Below are 17946 nucleotides of genomic sequence, written 5' to 3'. Positions count from 1 at the left end.
CAATTATGCTTGACCTACTGTTTCGTCTTCGATGCCAAGTTCCGCTTTGATCCAGTCGTACCCTTCAGCTTCCAATTTCTGTGCAAGCTCTTTGCCACCGGATTTTACGACGCGACCTTGCATCATAACGTGAACATGGTCAGGAGTGATATAGTTCAACAGACGTTGGTAGTGAGTGATGATCAGGCAGCCGAATTCTTCGCCGCGCATCTGGTTGATTCCTTCAGAAACAACTTTAAGTGCATCGATATCAAGACCGGAGTCGATCTCATCCAATACAGCGATTTTCGGTTTGATCATCATCATTTGAAGAATTTCGTTACGTTTCTTCTCTCCGCCTGAGAATCCTTCGTTCAAGTAACGCTGTGCCATTTCTTGATCCATATCGAGAACTTCCATTTTGCTGTCGAGTTCACGAATGAATTTCATCAATGAAATTTCTTCGCCTTCTTCGCGGCGAGCGTTAATAGAAGAACGCATGAAGTCGGCGTTCGTTACGCCAGAGATCTCACTTGGGTATTGCATTGCAAGGAATAGGCCAGCACGAGCGCGCTCGTCGACTTCCATTTCCAATACATCTTCCCCGTCAAGCATGATTGAACCTTGTGTTACTTCATATTTCGGATGCCCCATGACCGCTGAAGCCAAAGTAGATTTCCCTGTACCGTTCGGGCCCATGATGGCATGAACTTCATTTGTGTTAATTGTTAAATTTACACCTTTTAGAATCTCTTTGCCTTCGATCTCAACGTGCAAATCCTTGATTACAAGAGTTGACATGTAAATACCTCCATAAAGTTAATTGGGATGGCGAACCATCCTTAATTAGTATCATTCTAATCTTAACCGATAACCCGACAACTGGCAAATCATTGGACCCTTATAATTTCTGCTGTCGAAAAGGTTTAAAATCATTGAATTTGCTCGTTCACGCTAGGGAATCCCCTTAATTCAGATAAAAAAATCATTTTTTCAGTCGTTTCCAACTAATTGAGAATGTATATCATGGTTTCCAGTATGCAGGCATGAGAAAAGCCAGCCGGAAAAGGATTTGCTCCATTCTCCGGCTGGCTCGAAAGTTTTTTATTCAATGTTCAGTTGATCATTCACGGTGGGCTTGTCGATCGATCATTGCTGATACCATCTGCCCCTGAAGGTAATCTCTCTCTCGGCGCTTTTCCACTTCTACGATTTTTTGCGGATCATTTTGGTATTCTTCAATACCATATCCGTGTTTGTCCCGAAATGCCTGTTCCATCTTTTCAGTGCGCTCCATACTTTGAGATTCGATAATGAATCATTCCTTCCCCGTTTTTTAAAAATTTTATTCACTACTATGTCTACCCGTTACCCGGCGTGTTAAACATAAAAATAAAACTTTTTTCAGGAAATTTCATTTATCATTAGTTTGTCAATTCAGCAGCTGCCGATTCGCTTACTTTCTTGCTGCCTGCGAATTTCGAGACGATGTTGGCAAGTGCACCGTCTCCGGTCACGTTCGCTGCAGTCCCGAAGCTGTCCTGCGCCATGTACAACGCGATCATCAGTGCAACCATCGTCTCGTCAAACCCGAGCATCACTTTCAATAAACCGATGGCGGCCATGACCGCTCCTCCTGGAACACCAGGTGCTGCGACCATTGTGATGCCGAGCATCAAAATGAACGGGAACAGCTGACCGAAGGAAATGCTTTGCCCTGTCAAGAGGAGAACGCCGATTGCACAAGTGACGAGTGTAATCGTACTGCCTGACAAGTGGATCGTTGCAAAAAGCGGCACCGTGAAGTCGGTCACTTTTTCATCTGATCCTGTTTTACGCGCCTGGCGCAGCGTTACCGGAATCGTCGCTGCGGAAGACTGCGTTCCGAGCGCTGTAAAGTATGCCGGCAGCATCGTCTTCAGCATGGCGAACGGGTTGCGCTTTTGCAACGCGCCTGCAGTCGTGTACTGGAGCAGTAGCATGCCCCAGTGCATGATGATGATCAAAACGAAGACGATCGCAAAGAGTGACAAGATTTCAGCAACCGCCCCGCCGTATGCCATGTTCGCGAAAATCCCGAAGATATGGAATGGCAAAAGCGGGATGATGACGACGGAAATCGTCTTCTCGATGATCGACTGGAATTCGTCGAAGAACGACACCATCGTCTTACTTTCCACAGCAGCCATCCCGATCCCAAGAAGGAATGCAAGAATCAGCGCAGACATGACGCCGAAGACCGGCGCCATTTCCAAGTCGATGAATGTTTTCGCGAGCGCTCCAGAAGGATCGTCGAACCCTTGTAGGCTACGTCCTTCCATGACACCCGGCAAAATCATGACTGCGACGAAATATGCGATGATTCCCGCAACAACCGTCGATGTATAAGCGACCCCAGTGGACAGGCCAAGCAGCTTCCCTGAACCTTTTCCGAGCTTGGCAATCCCTGGTGCGATGAATCCTAAAATGATGAACGGCACGACAAAGTTCAGGAAATTCCCGAAAATGGAGGTGAATGTCGCGAACACGCGGACAAGCCATTCCGGTGAAACAGAACCGATGATGACGCCAAGTGCAATTGCAACAATGATTTTTGGCAAAAGACCGAATTTGAACTTCATGTTTATTCCTCCCTGAAAGAACAGTTGTATTATTGTAGTATACAATATCATGAAGAAGAATCCCGTACTAGCTGTATTCGAATACGCGGAATATTTTTATTATTCCAGATCTGCCGGAAGTGCTTGAACGATTTCCGGCAAATGAAAAAAGAGTCTGCCCTGAAAGCCGATTTCAGCTTCCGGGACAAACCCATCATGATTTTCTGAGATATTATTCTTCGACTGGTACGACTGCGCCGCCCCACTCATCCAAGATGAACTGCTGGATTTCTTCAGAACGCAGAACCTCCACCAATTTCTGGATCGCTTCGCTGTCCTCTTCACCTGCTTGGACTGCGATGACGTTCACGTACGGGGAATCGGAATCTTCCAGTGCAATCGAATCTTCAAGCGGGCTGATGCCTGCATCGATCGCATAGTTCGAGTTGATCAACACAGCATCTCCTTCACCTGCTTCGAACATTTGCACAAGAAGTGCTGCTTCGTACTCTGTATCGAACTCAAGGTTTTTCGGATTGTCTACAATATTGCTGATTTCAGCAATTGTCTTGTCGATGCCCTCTTCAAGCGTGATCAAGCCTTCCACTTCAAGCATAGACAGGATGCGGCCATGATCCGGAATCGAGTTGCTCATCAAAATGACTGCGCCGTCCGGCAATTCATCAAGTGAAGCATATTCTTTCGAGTAAACGCCGATCGGTTCGATGTGGATGCCGCCAGCGTTAACAAAATCATAGCCATGATCAGCCATTTGTGATTCCAGATAAGGAATGTGCTGGAAGTAGTTTGCATCAATCCGGCCGGCATCGAGATCTTCATTCGGGAAAATATAATCCTGATACGTATCAATCTTCAAATCAATACCCTGTTCCTCCAAAAGTGGCTGTGCCTGCTCAAGAATTTCTGCGTGTGGAACGTTCGAAGCGCCAACTGTCAGCGTAACCGCTTCTTCCGTGCCGCTTCCCCCGTTCTCTTTTGTTGTATCTGCTGTATCATCCGTGCCGCAAGCTGTTAGTGCCAGTGCTGCGAATAGTGTACCTACAAAAAGTTTCTTCATGTTCATGACTCCCCTTTGGATTAGTAAGTATGAATGCTCTATTCAGCGTTTGTCCGCGCGCGCGGTTAAACGGTCTCCGATAAATTGAATGATGAAGACGATGACCAAAATCAAGATCGTCGCCATCAACGTCACGTCTTCCCGGCTTCTCTGGAATCCATCCAGGAACGCCAATGTGCCAAGTCCGCCTGCTCCGATGATGCCGGCCATCGCCGTGTAGCCTACGAGGGCGATCGCTGTCACCGTAATGCCGGAGATGAGTGCCGGCTTCGACTCCGGAAGCAATACCTTCCAGATGATGATCCACGTCGTTGCCCCCATAGAACGGGCTGCTTCGATGACGCCTTTGTCGATTTCGCTCAATGCGATCAACACCATGCGTGCATAGAACGGTGCCGAACCGATGATCAGTGCTGGCAATGCGGCGTTCGGTCCGCGGATCGTGCCGATCAGCCAAAGTGTGAACGGGATCAGCAAGATGATCAAGATGATGAACGGAATGGAACGGAAAATATTGACGAATGCTCCGGTCAGCCAGTTGACGAGTTTGTTCGCCCATAATTGTCTCGGTGCCGTCAGGAATAACAATAACCCGAGCAACAAGCCGAAAACGAATGTGAATACCGTCGACAATGCGGTCATATAAAGTGTTTCATACGTCGCTTCCCACATTTTATCCCAGTCGACATTCGGGAACCATGACTCAAACATCTGTCAGCACCTCCGCTTGTACTTCTTGTTCGTTCAAGAAAGCGAGTGCCGCAGCAATCTCTTGTTCTGATCCTTTCAACTGCAGGATCAACGTCCCGTAAGCGCCTCGTTGTGTATGCGCGATATCGCCTTGGACGATGTTCACTTCCACCGGGTGCGTGCGGATCAGCTGCGTTAAGATTGGCTGCTCCGTCCGTTCTCCGACAAAGACCAGTTTGACGAGACGGCCTGTCGGATAAAGTTCCAGCAAGTTTTTGATCGTCTCCCCCGAATCTGCATTCTCGGTGATCTGTGCGACGAACCGTTTCGTGATTCCTTCTTTCGGCGCTTGGAATACGTCCAGTACGTCTCCGAGTTCTACGACACGGCCGCCTTCCATCACAGCGACGCGGTGACAGATTTTGCGGATGACGTGCATCTCGTGTGTGATCAAGACGATCGTCAAACCGAGGCGTTTGTTGATGTCCACCAGTAAATCCAGGATGGCATCCGTCGTCTGTGGATCCAGTGCGGAAGTGGCTTCGTCACAAAGCAGCACTTCCGGTTCGTTTGCAAGTGCTCGCGCAATGCCGACACGCTGCTTTTGTCCACCTGACAGTTGGGCAGGGTATGCTTGCTCACGGCCGGACAAGCCGACGAGTTCGATCAGTTCCGCTGCACGTTTTGCACGTTCACGCTTCGGGACACCGGCGATTTCAAGAGGGAACTCGATGTTCTCCTGGACCGTACGCGACCAAAGCAGATTGAAATGCTGAAAAATCATGCTGATCTTCTGGCGCGCTCTCCGCAGTTCGGACCCTTTGATGCGCGTGATTTCCTGGCCGTTGATGGAGACACTGCCGGAAGTCGGTTTCTCGAGTCCGTTCAACAGACGGATCAACGTACTCTTTCCTGCACCACTGTAACCGATAATGCCGAAAATCTCCCCTTGTTCGATGGTCAGGTCCACCGTATCGACAGCCGTCAAAGCGTTTTTCCCGACATCGAAGTTCTTCGTTAATTTTGCTAATTGAATCATGTATCTTCACCTGCTCTTTACTTTCTGTTTTGGAAATTGAAAAAGGCCCCTTCTGCGCATAGACAAGCAGAAAGGGCCGCATAAAAAAACGCAAACCATTCTCTCATCTCTCAAAGCGATTCGCTTTGTGTGATTTGGCACCATTTCATTTTCATGACGGTTGCCGGGCTTCGACGGGCACTTCCCTCCACCTCTCTTAATAAGAGCCTAGCTATTAAATTATCAGTTCAGAAATCCAATTTATCATGACTCCTGCATTTCGTCAACCATTTGGATCATACTATATAGATACGGCACCGACTGGAATGCGTAGATTTTCTTCTCCAGCTCCCCGTTCTTTACGATCAATAAGCACGGCACACTTTCGATTTCGTATGCTTCAGCCGCTTCGATGACGAAGTTCAAATTAGCCTTGCCAACCGGCAGATCCGGGACAAGCTTCGTCACGACGTCCATCATGCGTGACGCGACTTGGCACGTGCCGCACATCGGCGTATACAAATAATACATCGCCATGCGTTGTTCTTTTATTTGAGTTTGCCATTCTGCAAACGTCCATTCGTTCATGTTGAATCATCCTTCAGTTAATAAACTTGTTACAGCGACGTCCGCAGAGATGAGGACGTCCAGTAATACGCGGAGCGGCGTGGTCGCCACTTCCTTGTAGGTTCGGTCGATATAGACATGCCGGGCTTCCGGGAATTCCCGCTTGACCAGCTTGCGCAACTTCTCCCCCGATGAATCGGCATCGAGCAAAATGATCAATTCCAAATCTTCATACGGCAACAGCAGCTCTTCCAGTCTCGTGGCGCTGACTGTTCCGTTCGTACAGATGATTTTGACCGGCTCTGCAATTAACGGGGCGATCCGCAGTTTGTCCGATCGTCCTTCCACCACAATCACTTTTTCCATTTGGCTGCACCTCGCTTCACGCTCGCTTGCAAACAGACAGGCAACAGAAAAAAGCGCCAAAAAACCGGCGCCTCGGGAATTATTCGTTAGTCATTTCCTTGTATTGGTCAGCGGTCATCAAACCATCGATGTCTTCTTGTGAAGGCGCTTCGATGACAACCATCCACGCTTTCTCGTAAGGAGATTCGTTGACGAACTCAGGGCTGTCTTCTAGCTCTTCGTTCACTTCGATTACTTTTCCACTAATCGGCGCATACAGCTCAGAAACCGTTTTCACGGACTCAACAGAACCGAACGGCTGATCTTTCGTCAATTCGTCGCCTACTTGTGGCAGTTCAACGAAGACGATATCGCCTAGTTCTTCCTGTGCAAAGTGCGTGATGCCGATACGTGCGTTTTCGCCTTCCATTTTAACCCATTCGTGTTCTTTTGAATAACGAAGATCTTGTGGTGTACTCATCCAAATCCCTCCAAAAGTAAATGATTATATCTCACTCAGTTTGACATATTGTTACGTGAAACACAAGGTGCAGGAGCGTTATGCCCAATTATTCTGGTAATCATCTTCCTTGAAGCCGAGCGTCACTTTTTTGCCGTCAAAACTAAGTGGGCGCTTGATGAGCATGCCGTCGCTTGCAAGCAGTTCATATTGCTCTGCTTCGGACATTTCCGGCAACTTATCCTTCAATCCAAGTTCACGGTATTTCATGCCGCTCGTGTTGAAGAACTTCTTCAGTTCGACATCGCTCGCTTCATGCATTTCTTTGATTTTCGTAGCTGTCGGCGGTGCATCTACGAGGTGGATCTCCGTGTAGGAAATTTCGTTGGCATCAAGCCATTTTTTCGCCTTTCGGCAAGTCGTACATTTCGGGTAGGAATAAAATTCGATCAATGGATTGCCTCCTCTGTTGCATTTATGTTTCTAGCTTACCAAATTGCTGTATATCGGTCGAATCGTAGGTTGCGGGGGTAATATTTTTTGGTGGTTGGTGCGGGGGGGGGGGTGTGGTTGGTTGCAGTATCGGTGCGGTTGGTTGCAGTATTTTTGATTTGGTTGCAGAATCCGGTCACTTGGTTGCAGTATTCTCGATTTGGTTGCAGAATCCGCCACCCTTTTTGCAGAATCGCTCCAAAATGAGAAAAACCCTCCGAAAGCGTGCTCGCTTCCGGAGGGTTTCACTACATCGATCAAACGACGTATTTTTCGACTTCGATCAATTTTGCTGCTGCTTCGCGTTTTTTCGCGATCAGGTTATGCGGGTTCGAGCGAGTCAACTTGCGTAGTGCAGAAAGCATCATGCGCTGGTTGTCCCCTTCGACCGCTGCGATCAATGTTTCCTTCGCATCGCGCTCGATTTCAGCGAATGCTTCCTGGCAGTAGATTTCTGTGTACAGGATCTTTTGCTTCGCTTTTTCTTCACCGGAAGCGACGATCGCTTTTTCCGTACGTAGAAGTGCCGATTCCATTGCGAAGACATTGGAAATCATATCCGCCATGTTCACAAGTAGCTCCTGCTCTTCCTCCAGCTTAGCCGCGTAGCGCTGTGCTGCAAGACCAGCCGTCAATAAGACAATCTTCTTCGCGTTCTTCACAAGGATTTTCTCTTGTGCCAACACTTCGTCGCCCACTTCTTCCGGCATCATCATCAGCAACTCTTCCTGCAAGTCTTGTGCAGCTTGAAGAAGTGGCAATTCGCCTTTCATCGCTTTACGCAGAAGTGTTCCTGGTACGAGAAGACGGTTGATTTCGTTCGTTCCTTCGAAAATACGGTTGATGCGTGAGTCGCGATAGATGCGCTCGATTTCGTATTCCTGCATGAAGCCGTAACCGCCGTGCAGCTGGACACCTTCATCCACGATGTAATCAAGCGTTTCCGTACCGAAGAATTTATTCATCGAGCATTCGATCGCATATTCCGCGATTGATGTCGCAACCAACTTGCCGTCCGCGTGCTGCTCGTCCGTAAAGCCGCTCATGCGGTCCTCGAACAAGCCAACTGTACGGTAAACCGAGCTTTCGACTGCGTATAGTTTCGATCCCATCGTCGCTAGTTTTTCTTTCGTCAAGTTGAAGGATGAAATCGGCGTCTTGAACTGCTGGCGCTGGTTCGTGTAAGGAATCGTCACTTCCATCGCGCGTTTCGATGCACCGATCGTGCCTACGCCAAGCTTGTAGCGCCCGATGTTCAAAATGTTGAAGGCGATAATGTGCCCGCGTCCTGCTTCTCCAAGCAAGTTCTCGACCGGCACTTCCACATCCTCCAAAATTAGTGTGCGTGTAGAAGAAGATTTGATTCCCATCTTTTTCTCTTCTGGTCCAACTGATACGCCGCCGTATTCCCGTTCGACGATGAATGCAGAGAACTGCTCTCCATCGATTTTCGCGTAAACGATGAAGACGTCCGCAAAGCCAGCATTCGTAATCCACTGTTTTTCACCGTTCAGAACGTAGTGCGTGCCTGCAGCATTCAATTTCGCAGTCGTTTTCGCACCAAGTGCATCCGATCCGGAACTTGGCTCAGTCAGTGCGTATGCCGCGATTTTCTCGCCCGTTGCAAGAACCGGCAAGTAACGCTGCTTCTGGTCTTCGTTTCCGAACAAAACGATCGGCAAAGAACCGATTCCAACGTGCGCGCCGTGCGTGATCGAGAAGCCGCCTGCTTTCGACATTTTCTCAGCGATCAATGCCGAAGCAAGTTTATCCAGGCCAAGTCCGCCGTATTGTTCTGGAACATCCGCTCCGAGAAGTCCAAGTTCGCCCGCTTTTTTCAACAGTTTTACGGAATGCTCGAACTCATGGTTCTCCAAGTTTTCGACGAGCGGCATCACTTCCGTGTTCACGTAGTCTTCCGTCGTTTTCGCGATCATCTTATGTTCTTCCGTGAAATCCTCCGGTGTAAATACCCGTGATAGATCTGCGTCTTCGATTAAAAAGCTTCCGCCTTTGATGATTGATTTCTCCATTTCATAATCCCTCCAATTAGTAAGTCTTACAGCATTTCGAATACGCCGGCTGCGCCCATGCCGCCGCCGATGCACATCGTGACGACGCCGAACTGCTTGCCTTGGCGTTTCAGTTCACTCAGCATGCGCAGTGTCAGGATGGAACCTGTAGCACCGAGCGGGTGGCCAAGTGCGATGGCACCGCCGTTCAAGTTGATCTTGTTAATATCCAGGTCAAGCTCGCGGATGACACCTAGTGACTGGGAAGCGAAGGCTTCGTTCAATTCCCACACATCGATGTCGTCTTTCGTCAATCCTGCCAGTTTCAAGGCTTTCGGGATTGCGACGACCGGTCCGATTCCCATTATTTCAGGAGGGACGCCGCCAGTTGCGAACGAGCGGAATTTCGCGATCGGCTTCAAGCCGAGTGCTTCCGCTCGTTCCCGCTCCATGACGAGGACTGATCCTGCACCGTCAGAAGTTTGCGAGGCGTTTCCTGCAGTGACCGATCCGCGTGCTGCGAATGCCGGACGTAGTTTGCTTAATGTCTCCATGGATGTGCCGTGACGCACCCCTTCATCCATCTCGAACATCGATTTCGTTTCTTGTAATTTATTGTTTTCGCCGACGAAACGGTTGATCACTTCGACCGGGATGATTTCATCTTTGAAATGTCCTTTTTCGATCGCACGTGCTGCGTTTTCGTGTGAACGGACCGCGAATGCATCTTGATCTTCACGGCTGATGCCGTATTTGTTCGCCACTTGCTCAGCTGTGTGGCCCATGCTCATGTAATATTGCGGAGCTGTCTCAGCAAGTGTCGCGTTCGGACGTATGACGTTCCCCATCATCGGCACCATGCTCATCGATTCCACGCCACCTGCAATGATCGCGTCTGCGTGTCCGATCATGATTCGTTCTGCTGCATAGGCGATCGATTGAAGGCCTGATGAACAGAATCGGTTGACCGTGACGGCCGGTGTCGTGTCCGGTAAACCGGCAAGTGCGCCAATGTTGCGCGCAATGTTCATTCCTTGTTCTGCTTCAGGCATGGCACAGCCCATGATCAAGTCATCGATCGGCCCGTCATATCCGCCAGCCCGCTGCAATGTCTCTTTGACGACAAGTGCGCCGAAATCATCCGGCCGCACTGACGCGAGAGAACCTTTTTTCGCTTTTCCGACCGGTGTCCGTGCACCAGCCACAATTACTGCTTCACGCATTCGATTCACTCCCCTATCTTAGTTGCGTAGTGGTTTTCCTTTGACGAGCATGTGCTGCATACGCTGCTGCGTTTTCGGTTCAGCGACCAAGCTCAAAAATGCTTCGCGCTCGAGGTCGAGCAAGTATTGTTCATCCACTTCTGTGCCGTACGGAACTTTTCCGCCTGACAACACATAAGCGAGTTTTGTCGCGATTTTCAAATCATAGTCACTGATGTAGCCGGACAGATGCATCCCAGTTGCACCAAGCAAGAGTGTTGCATAGCCCGGTTCACCTGTCACCGGAATCTTTTCACGCTTCGGTGCCGTATAGCCTTTTTGAGCAAGCCCGAGCGCCGCCTGTTTCGCATCCCAGATCAAATGGTCGGGGTTGACCGAAATCCCATCGACAAAGTTCAGGAAGTTACTTTCGCGTGCTTCTGCAGCAGATGTCGATACTTTCGCCATCGCAATCGTTTCGAACACTTTTGTCGCAACGTTTTGCAGGTCAATGTCCACACCTTCAGGCAAGCCTTTCAGGTGCTTTGCATAAAGCCCCATGTTTCCACCACCGCCCGGAATCAGTCCGACGCCAGCTTCCACAAGTCCCATATACGTTTCCATCGATGCTTGTACGTGCGCTGCCGGCAGTGCGACTTCCGCTCCTCCACCGAGTGACATGCCGAATGGTGCGACGACAACCGGCTTCGAGCTGTATTTGATTTTCATCATTGCGTTCTGGAACGTGCGGACCGTGAAGTCCAATTCGAAAATATTGTCATCTTGTGCTTCCATTAAAATCATGCCAAGGTTCGCACCGACACAGAAGTTCTTCCCTTGGTTCCCGATAACAAGCCCCTTGAAGTTCTTCTCGACTTCGTCCACTGCAAAGTTGATCATCTGCAAAATGTCCAAGCCGATCGCATTCGAGCGGGAATGGAATTCAAGAAGTGCGATTCCATCGCCAAGGTCGATCAAGGATGCACCGGAGTTTTTCTTGATCACACCGTGCTTTTTCTTGTAGCGTTTCAAGTCGATCGCTTTATCATTGACCGGCACCGGCTTGTAGCCTTCTCCGTCGAAGTACAAAAGACCGTCTTCCCCTTCTCTATAGAAGGTTTCATTACCGCCAGCAAGCAATTGCTCGACGAACGCCGGTACTTCATGACCTTCTTCCTTCATGCGGGCAACCGATTTTTCGACACCGATTGCATCCCACGTCTCAAACGGTCCTTGTTCCCAGCCGAAGCCCCACTTCATCGCATTGTCGATCGCCACAATGTCGTCAGCTATTTCCCCGTGCAATTCAGCAGAGTAACGAAGTGTCGGTGACAGAACGTTCCACAGCAATTCCCCCGTGCGGTCGTCTGCGTAGACAAGCGTCTTCATCTTCGCGCTCAAGCCTTTTTGCTGCTTCGCAAGTTCTTGTGAAGCCGTTTTCAATTTTCCAGCTGGTCGGTATTCCATCGTCTCAGGGTCCAACTCCAGAATCTCTTTGTCTTTCTTCTGGAAGAATCCTTGCTTGTTCTTCGCACCGATCCAACCGTTCTCGACCATCTTTTTCATGAATGCAGGTGCTTCGAACACTTTCTGCTCTTCGCCTTCCGTCTGGTCGTAGACGTTTTTCGCTACATGCATGAACGTGTCCAGTCCGACGACATCCAATGTACGGAACGTCGCGGATTTCGGCCGGCCGATGAGCGGACCGGTAACCGAATCCACTTCACCGATCGTGTAGCCGCGTTCCTGCATTTCACGCAGTGTAATAAGAAGCCCGTAAGTTCCAATACGGTTCGCGATGAAATTTGGTGTATCTTTCGCGATGACCACGCCTTTTCCAAGGACGTCTTCGCCAAACTCTTGCATGAACTCGATCACTTCCGGCGCAGTCGTCTTAGACGGAATCACTTCAAGCAGTTTCAAATAGCGCGGCGGATTGAAGAAGTGTGTCCCGAAGAAATGTTTCTGGAAATCTTCCGAACGTCCTTCCGCCATCGCATTGATGGAAATGCCCGACGTGTTCGATGTGATAATCGTTCCTGGCTTTCTGACGCCATCGATTTTTTCATAAAGGGATTTCTTGACATCCAAGTTCTCGACAATGACTTCGATGATCCAATCGACATCTTTCAGTTTGTCCAAGTCGTCTTCCAAGTTACCTGGTGTGATGAGTGACAAATTGCTTTTAACGGCTAACGGCGCCGGTTTCTGTTTAAGTAGTTTTTTCAAGGCTCCTGCTGCCATCCGGTTGCGGACTGCAGGATGTTCCAAGGTCAAGCCTTTCTTCTCTTCATCTGCTGATAATTGATTCGGCACGATGTCGAGTAATACGACTGGAATCCCGATATTCGCCAAATGTGCCGCAATTCCTGAACCCATGACACCCGATCCGATTACGGCCGCTTTTTTGATTTCGTAAGACACAAGCAAACCCTCCCTGTTTTTGAATGAACACTCATTCATTTTGTAGCTAAAAAAAATAGAACGTTCTCTATGTCTTCCAGTGTAAATTATATTTTCTTTTTTCGCAATATTTAATTCTTGAAAGGAATGTTTTTTCTGTTTTAGAAAAAGGACTGGGTGTCGTGCGGGAATCCGCTTCGTCGCTTCGGACAGGGCTCCGGGAAGGTGGCTAACTGCGGAGGCCACTGTGGTTCTAATTTTGGAGAGTGAAAAAGTGAAATCGGGTGTCACACGGAAATTCGCTCGCGGCTTAAGGACATGGCTTCCAGGATAAGTTGAGCTGTGGATCGCTCATCTTATCCTTCCGCCATGTCCAGGCCAGCCACTTCGCTGGTGTGTGGGTGAAGTGGTGGTGTCGTGGCAGCTGGCGTTTCATTCTAATTCGAGTGTTTCATCTTTGTTTGGCGGCTGACTGCGTAGGCCGCCATTTTCAAATAATTTTGTGTGCAAAAGTTATCGGGAGCGTATCATTATGTCTCCATTCTTAGCCAGCATCACATCGGAGCTGAAAATTGATGAGATATGACGAGATGATCACGAGATACGACAAATATGTTTGGTTTGCTCATTATCAAGTATGAAAAAACCTGCGTGGTGATTAGAATGCCACGAGTCACGACTAAATGATAGATGACAAATTTCCTGAACTCACTTCCAACTACCCGATACCTTCTAGTAGAAAGCGACGAAGGCAAATTATGCAGGGATATTCCCAATCACTGAAGTTCTATGAAACTCCTATTATCAAACGAGCTGAGCCGGAATGGAAGAGTGAGCGTGCCGGAGAATCAGAGTAAACCCGAGACCCCGCAGGTTGCGATAGCAACCGAGGAGGCGCGGGTTTACTCCTCCAGCACGCGAAACTCTGGAATGCAGGTCAGCCGGTCTCTCCATACTCCCCCCACCGGGACATAAACTTTTCAAAACACAATCCTTCCCACTTCCCTGATAAAAAGGTAAACTATAAGCAATATAGGAGGAGATTTTCTTGAAACCAATTACAACTGCAGATCATTTCAACCAAATCATCGGCGGAGACAAGCCGGTCATCGTTAAATTCCAGGCGGGGTGGTGCCCGGACTGTACACGTATGGACATGTTCATCGATCCGATCGTTGAAGAATTCAACAAGTATGAGTGGTTCGACGTCAACCGCGACGAGCTGCCAGAAATCGCTGAGCAATATGAAGTCATGGGCATTCCAAGCCTGTTGATTTTCAAAAACGGATCAAAGACCGCTCACCTTCATAGCGCGAATGCGAAATCGCCGGAAGAAGTGACAGAGTTTCTTTCGAGCCAACCAGAATAGGATCCTTCCTATTCTGTCTTTCTGTTTTGCCAATAACTTTCAGAGGTGCATGGAATGGACATCGAAAAAAAGCTACAAGAAGCACAAGACTTAAACCGCTATTATGAAAACGTCATCAAGCAGATGGCCGCACCGATCATCCCGTCGATCGTTCCGAAGACGATCCTCGTACCGATTGCCGGGATGATTTTCCAGGATCGCTTCGATGCAATCCGTACAAAAGTGCTGGAATACGCGGATACGCACAAATTGACGGAAACTGTGATTTTTGATTTTACCGGAGTCGGTGTTGAAGATGTCGCAGTCTTCGATTACAACGAATTGGCGAGTGAAGTGTATCAATTGAATGCGGCCTTGAAACTAATGGGGCTCCGCTCAATCTATGTCGGGTTTAACCCCCGTTTCGTCCAGGAAATCGTCAACGCTGGCATTCAAATCGAGTTGGAGGCATACGTCAATTTCCGTTCCGCTCTTAAACAGATGCTGAACGAAAAGGACAAGTCCCTTCTCCAGTTTTGATGTGAGGTGAACCGTATGAGAAAAGTAATTTTGCCAGTGACTGGCTTGTCTCAATGGGACGCGGGCATCGATGAACGGCTACGTACTTCTGCGTGTGGACCGACGACAATCCGTACGATCTTCGATTATCACGGAGAAACCGACGTGGCGATCGATCAGCTTTACCGTTCACTCGGGACAACACGCATCGGCCTGTTCACTTGGCGGCTCATGCGTAATTTCCGCCGGCTCTCAGATGGCCGGCTCCGTGCACACCGCATCCGCTCGGTCGAGGAGGTCAAGTCGGAGCTGCTTGCCGGTAGACCGCTCGCAATGAAGTTCGACCGGTATTTCACGTTCCGTTGGCGGAAGAAATCTGTTTTCGCCTACCACTGGGTACCTCTCGTGGGATTCGAGGAGACAAAGGGTGACCTCCTCCTCTACATCCACGACAACGGTGGCAGAAACCGGCCGAGTCGGCTGCAGAAAGTTTCGTACGAGGCAAACAGATCGATCTTGACATTTATCGGGATCCGAACAGAGAAAAAGTAAGCGAAATCAATCGATTTCGCTTACTTTTTATTTTCCCCTCCGACTTTTCACCCGCATGGTGAGCTGACGTTCTTTTGCAGCTGCTTCGCCAATAGGTTCAGTTGCTGGCTTTCACAGTATGCAACTTGGTCATTCCTGTAATTCGGGACGGCAAGTTCGCTCAAGCTGATATCGATCGGCACGTCACACTTGATGACTGCAAGTTCTTTCGACAGCATGAGCATGTCGTGGTGTTCTTCGATTTTCTTGCGTTGGCCCGGTTTCAATTCGTCGAGTGCCCCTAAGACACCATCAACGGAACCGTAGTCCTTGATCAATTGCAGCGCAGTTTTCGGTCCGATTCCTTTGACGCCCGGATAGCCATCACTCGCATCGCCCATGAATGCTTTGACATCGGCGAACTGGCTCGGCTCGATGCCATATTCTTCGCGGAATCGATCATCCGAGTAGACATCGTATACGTGGAAGCCTTTTTTCATGAACGAAATACTGACGGCCGGATTCAAGAGTTGCAGCATGTCTTTATCGCCCGTTAAGATCATGTAATCCGTTTCGCCTTCCCACTTCTTCGTGAACGAACCGATGAAATCATCCGCTTCGATTCCTTTCTCACCGAAGTTCTTCCAGCCAAGCGCTTCCGAAATGTCCTTCGCAAGATCGAATTGGTGCAGCATATCATCCGGTGGTGCTGGACGGTTCGCTTTGTAGCCCTCGAACAGATCCGTCCGGAATGTATGCGCCCCCATGTCCCAGCAAATCGCCATATGGGTCGGCTTCATCATTTCCTTCGCCGCTAGCACATGGCGTGTGAATCCTTGGACAGCGTTCGTCGCAAGCCCTTGATCGGTGCGGAAATATTGGTTCACTGCTGATGTTGCAAAGTAAGAACGGAAGAGCAGCGCCATCCCATCCACTAATAACGTACGTGGTTTTGTATCCATCTATGTATCCTCCATTTCACTGAGTCCTGCCCCATTATACATGACTTTCATCTCCTATTCACTGCGCTCGTAACGGTACACCGTTAACATACAAAAGAAAAAGATGCAGGGACATTTACTGTCGCTGCACCTTCTTCTATAAAGAACTGATTATTTTGTTTTTATTTGCTGTTCTTAAGGACGTTTTTTTTCTGTGAATCTCGCTTCCTTGCTGACTGATTTATAGAACGAAACCATCATCAAGAGCATGATGAATGAGAATGGGAACGCAGAAATGATTAATGCTGTCTGCAGAGAGCCCAAGCCACCAGCAAAGAGTAGGATCGATGCCATCGCCGATTGTGAAATCCCCCATACTACCTTCACCGCATTTTGCGGATACAACGAGCCATTCGTCGATTGCATGCCGAGTACGAATGTAGCCGAGTCGGCTGAAGTGATGAAGAACGTAATAATCAACGTGACTGCGATGATGGACAGCAGCAAGCCGAACGGCAGTTCATTAAAGACTGCGAACAATGTTTCTTCCGTCAGAAGCCCTGTTAAGTCGACCCCGCCTTGCTGGACATTGATTGCAGTCGAGCCGAACGCTGAAAACCAGATAAAACTAATCACAACCGGCATCAGTAGAACACCGGTCAAAAACTGGCGGATTGTACGACCTTTTGAGATACGGGCGATGAAAATCCCGACAAATGGTGCCCACGAAATCCACCACGCCCAGTAGAAGATGGTCCACCCATCAATCCACTCACGATGTTCCGGATTTGCAGGCGATGCCCGGAAGCTCATCCGCAACAAATTCTGCAAATAGCCGCCGATAGACTCTGTGAAAGTATTTAGGATTAGTAACGTCGGTCCTAAAATAAGGACGAGAACTAATAGTGCGATGGCCAACACCATATTCGTATTCGATAAGTATTTGATTCCTTTGCTCAATCCACTCCAAGCAGAAATCATGAATAGGACGGTGACAATCGCAATGATCAGCAATTGCACAAGGAAGTTGTCGCCTGGAACCCACTCGAAGATATAAGACAATCCACCATTGATCTGGATTGCTCCGAAGCCCAATGTAGTAGCGACCCCGACCGCCGTCGCAAATATGGCAACTACATCCACAGCGACACCCCATCCACCATTCATCCGGTCACCGAATAACGGCTTTAAGGTAGAAGAGATGAGGCCCGGCTCCCCTTTTCGGAACTGAAAATAGGCCAGTGCTAAAGCGACTACTGCATAAATAGCCCAAGCATGGATGCCCCAGTGGAAGAATGTGAAGCGCATCGACTCTGCAAATGCTTCAATCGTTCCAGGTTCCGCAGTTGCAGGATCGATTGCAAAGTGGGAAAGTGGTTCCGCAGCTCCCCAGAACACAAGTCCGATTCCCATACCAGCAGAAAATAGCATCGCAATCCAAGTACCGAAAGAAAATTCCGGTTTGTCGTTATCTTTCCCCAGCTTGATTTGCCCCATCGGACTGACCATGAAAAAAAGACAGAATATCACCATGCTCGAAACAATCAGTAAATAATACCAGCCGAACGATGTCGTCAAGAATGACTCGATATTGCCGGTCACTTCGGCAAAGTTTTCCGGAGCGAGTGCACCATATGCGACACTGAGTGCCACAAGTGAAAATGCGATCCAGAAAACGTTTGTAACGTTTTTCATGTTAACCTCCTCCAGTTCCATTTCAGATTTTGACGTACTTAAATATACGTGTTTCACACACTATGC

18 protein-coding genes and 1 riboswitch are annotated in these 17946 nt (G+C 48.8%); of the genes, 3 read left to right on the top strand and 15 right to left on the bottom strand.

From position 1 onward, the window contains the following. Positions 1-3: 3 nt before the first annotated feature. The 13 genes from sufC to GIW82_RS12105 form a co-directional block, all read right to left on the bottom strand. Positions 4-780: a Fe-S cluster assembly ATPase SufC gene (gene sufC, locus GIW82_RS12160; protein ID WP_154750207.1), complete on the bottom strand. Its 777-nt coding sequence runs from the start codon at positions 778-780 to the stop codon at positions 4-6. Positions 781-1102: 322 nt separating this feature from the next. Then, positions 1103-1276 (bottom strand): YuzK family famiily protein, encoded by a 174-nt coding sequence (locus tag GIW82_RS14760; RefSeq protein WP_195914042.1) that lies wholly within the window; start codon positions 1274-1276, stop codon positions 1103-1105. Between the two features lie 127 nt (positions 1277-1403). Further along, positions 1404-2600, bottom strand: a complete 1197-nt coding sequence (locus GIW82_RS12155) for a dicarboxylate/amino acid:cation symporter (protein WP_154750206.1) — start codon at positions 2598-2600, stop codon at positions 1404-1406. A 211-nt stretch (positions 2601-2811) separates the two neighbouring features. Further along, entirely contained in the window at positions 2812-3657 is an 846-nt protein-coding gene (locus GIW82_RS12150; protein WP_154750205.1) for a MetQ/NlpA family ABC transporter substrate-binding protein, read from the bottom strand. A gap of 42 nt (positions 3658-3699) precedes the next feature. Further along, positions 3700-4368 carry a methionine ABC transporter permease gene (locus GIW82_RS12145; RefSeq protein ID WP_154750204.1) on the bottom strand — a complete coding sequence of 223 codons (669 nt, stop codon included), beginning with the start codon at positions 4366-4368 and terminating at the stop codon, positions 3700-3702. Beyond that, positions 4361-5386, bottom strand: a complete 1026-nt coding sequence (locus GIW82_RS12140; protein ID WP_154750203.1) for a methionine ABC transporter ATP-binding protein — start codon at positions 5384-5386, stop codon at positions 4361-4363. Before GIW82_RS12140 ends, GIW82_RS12145 begins: the two co-directional genes overlap by 8 nt. A 100-nt stretch (positions 5387-5486) precedes the next feature. Beyond that, a riboswitch (SAM riboswitch) is annotated at positions 5487-5592 on the bottom strand. A 37-nt stretch (positions 5593-5629) separates the two neighbouring features. Then, complete coding sequence (locus GIW82_RS12135) at positions 5630-5953, bottom strand: thioredoxin family protein (protein WP_154750202.1); 324 nt, start codon at positions 5951-5953, stop codon at positions 5630-5632. Positions 5954-5959: 6 nt separating this feature from the next. Continuing rightward, entirely contained in the window at positions 5960-6298 is a 339-nt protein-coding gene (locus GIW82_RS12130; protein WP_154750201.1) for a ribonuclease M5, read from the bottom strand. Between the two features lie 79 nt (positions 6299-6377). Then, on the bottom strand, positions 6378-6758 hold the full coding sequence (gene gcvH / locus GIW82_RS12125) for a glycine cleavage system protein GcvH (RefSeq protein WP_154750200.1): 381 nt from the start codon (positions 6756-6758) through the stop codon (positions 6378-6380). 78 nt (positions 6759-6836) lie between these two features. Next, positions 6837-7190, bottom strand: a complete 354-nt coding sequence (locus tag GIW82_RS12120; RefSeq protein ID WP_154750199.1) for an arsenate reductase family protein — start codon at positions 7188-7190, stop codon at positions 6837-6839. 296 nt (positions 7191-7486) lie between these two features. Continuing rightward, the gene (locus tag GIW82_RS12115) at positions 7487-9262 is read right to left on the bottom strand and encodes an acyl-CoA dehydrogenase family protein (RefSeq protein ID WP_154750198.1); all 1776 of its coding nucleotides are present in this window, start codon (positions 9260-9262) and stop codon (positions 7487-7489) included. Positions 9263-9288: 26 nt separating this feature from the next. Beyond that, positions 9289-10464, bottom strand: a complete 1176-nt coding sequence (locus tag GIW82_RS12110) for an acetyl-CoA C-acetyltransferase (RefSeq protein ID WP_154750197.1) — start codon at positions 10462-10464, stop codon at positions 9289-9291. A gap of 18 nt (positions 10465-10482) precedes the next feature. Beyond that, the gene (locus GIW82_RS12105) at positions 10483-12867 is read right to left on the bottom strand and encodes a 3-hydroxyacyl-CoA dehydrogenase/enoyl-CoA hydratase family protein (RefSeq protein WP_370456222.1); all 2385 of its coding nucleotides are present in this window, start codon (positions 12865-12867) and stop codon (positions 10483-10485) included. A gap of 1027 nt (positions 12868-13894) precedes the next feature. Between GIW82_RS12105 and GIW82_RS12100 the strand changes: the two genes are divergently transcribed. From GIW82_RS12100 to GIW82_RS12090, 3 genes are read left to right on the top strand one after another with little or no spacing between them, the layout of a single operon-like run. Next, a complete protein-coding gene (locus GIW82_RS12100; protein ID WP_154750195.1) occupies positions 13895-14215 on the top strand; it encodes a thioredoxin family protein in 321 nt (106 codons plus the stop codon). A 54-nt stretch (positions 14216-14269) separates the two neighbouring features. Next, positions 14270-14734, top strand: coding sequence for an STAS domain-containing protein (locus GIW82_RS12095; RefSeq protein ID WP_154750194.1), 465 nt, complete (start codon positions 14270-14272; stop codon positions 14732-14734). 15 nt (positions 14735-14749) lie between these two features. Beyond that, a complete protein-coding gene (locus GIW82_RS12090; protein WP_154750193.1) occupies positions 14750-15265 on the top strand; it encodes a C39 family peptidase in 516 nt (171 codons plus the stop codon). Positions 15266-15312: 47 nt separating this feature from the next. On the opposite strand, the gene GIW82_RS12085 is transcribed toward GIW82_RS12090, so the two are convergent. Together GIW82_RS12085 and GIW82_RS12080 are read right to left on the bottom strand one after the other, a co-directional pair. Then, positions 15313-16206: a 5'-3' exonuclease gene (locus tag GIW82_RS12085; protein ID WP_154750192.1), complete on the bottom strand. Its 894-nt coding sequence runs from the start codon at positions 16204-16206 to the stop codon at positions 15313-15315. 174 nt (positions 16207-16380) lie between these two features. After that, positions 16381-17880, bottom strand: coding sequence for a glycine betaine uptake BCCT transporter (locus GIW82_RS12080; protein ID WP_154750191.1), 1500 nt, complete (start codon positions 17878-17880; stop codon positions 16381-16383). Between the last annotated feature and the right edge of the window lie 66 nt (positions 17881-17946).

The organism is Planomicrobium sp. YIM 101495 (assembly GCF_009707665.1).
Taxonomy (GTDB): domain Bacteria; phylum Bacillota; class Bacilli; order Bacillales_A; family Planococcaceae; genus Planococcus.
This window is presented reverse-complemented; position numbering and strand designations above follow the sequence as displayed.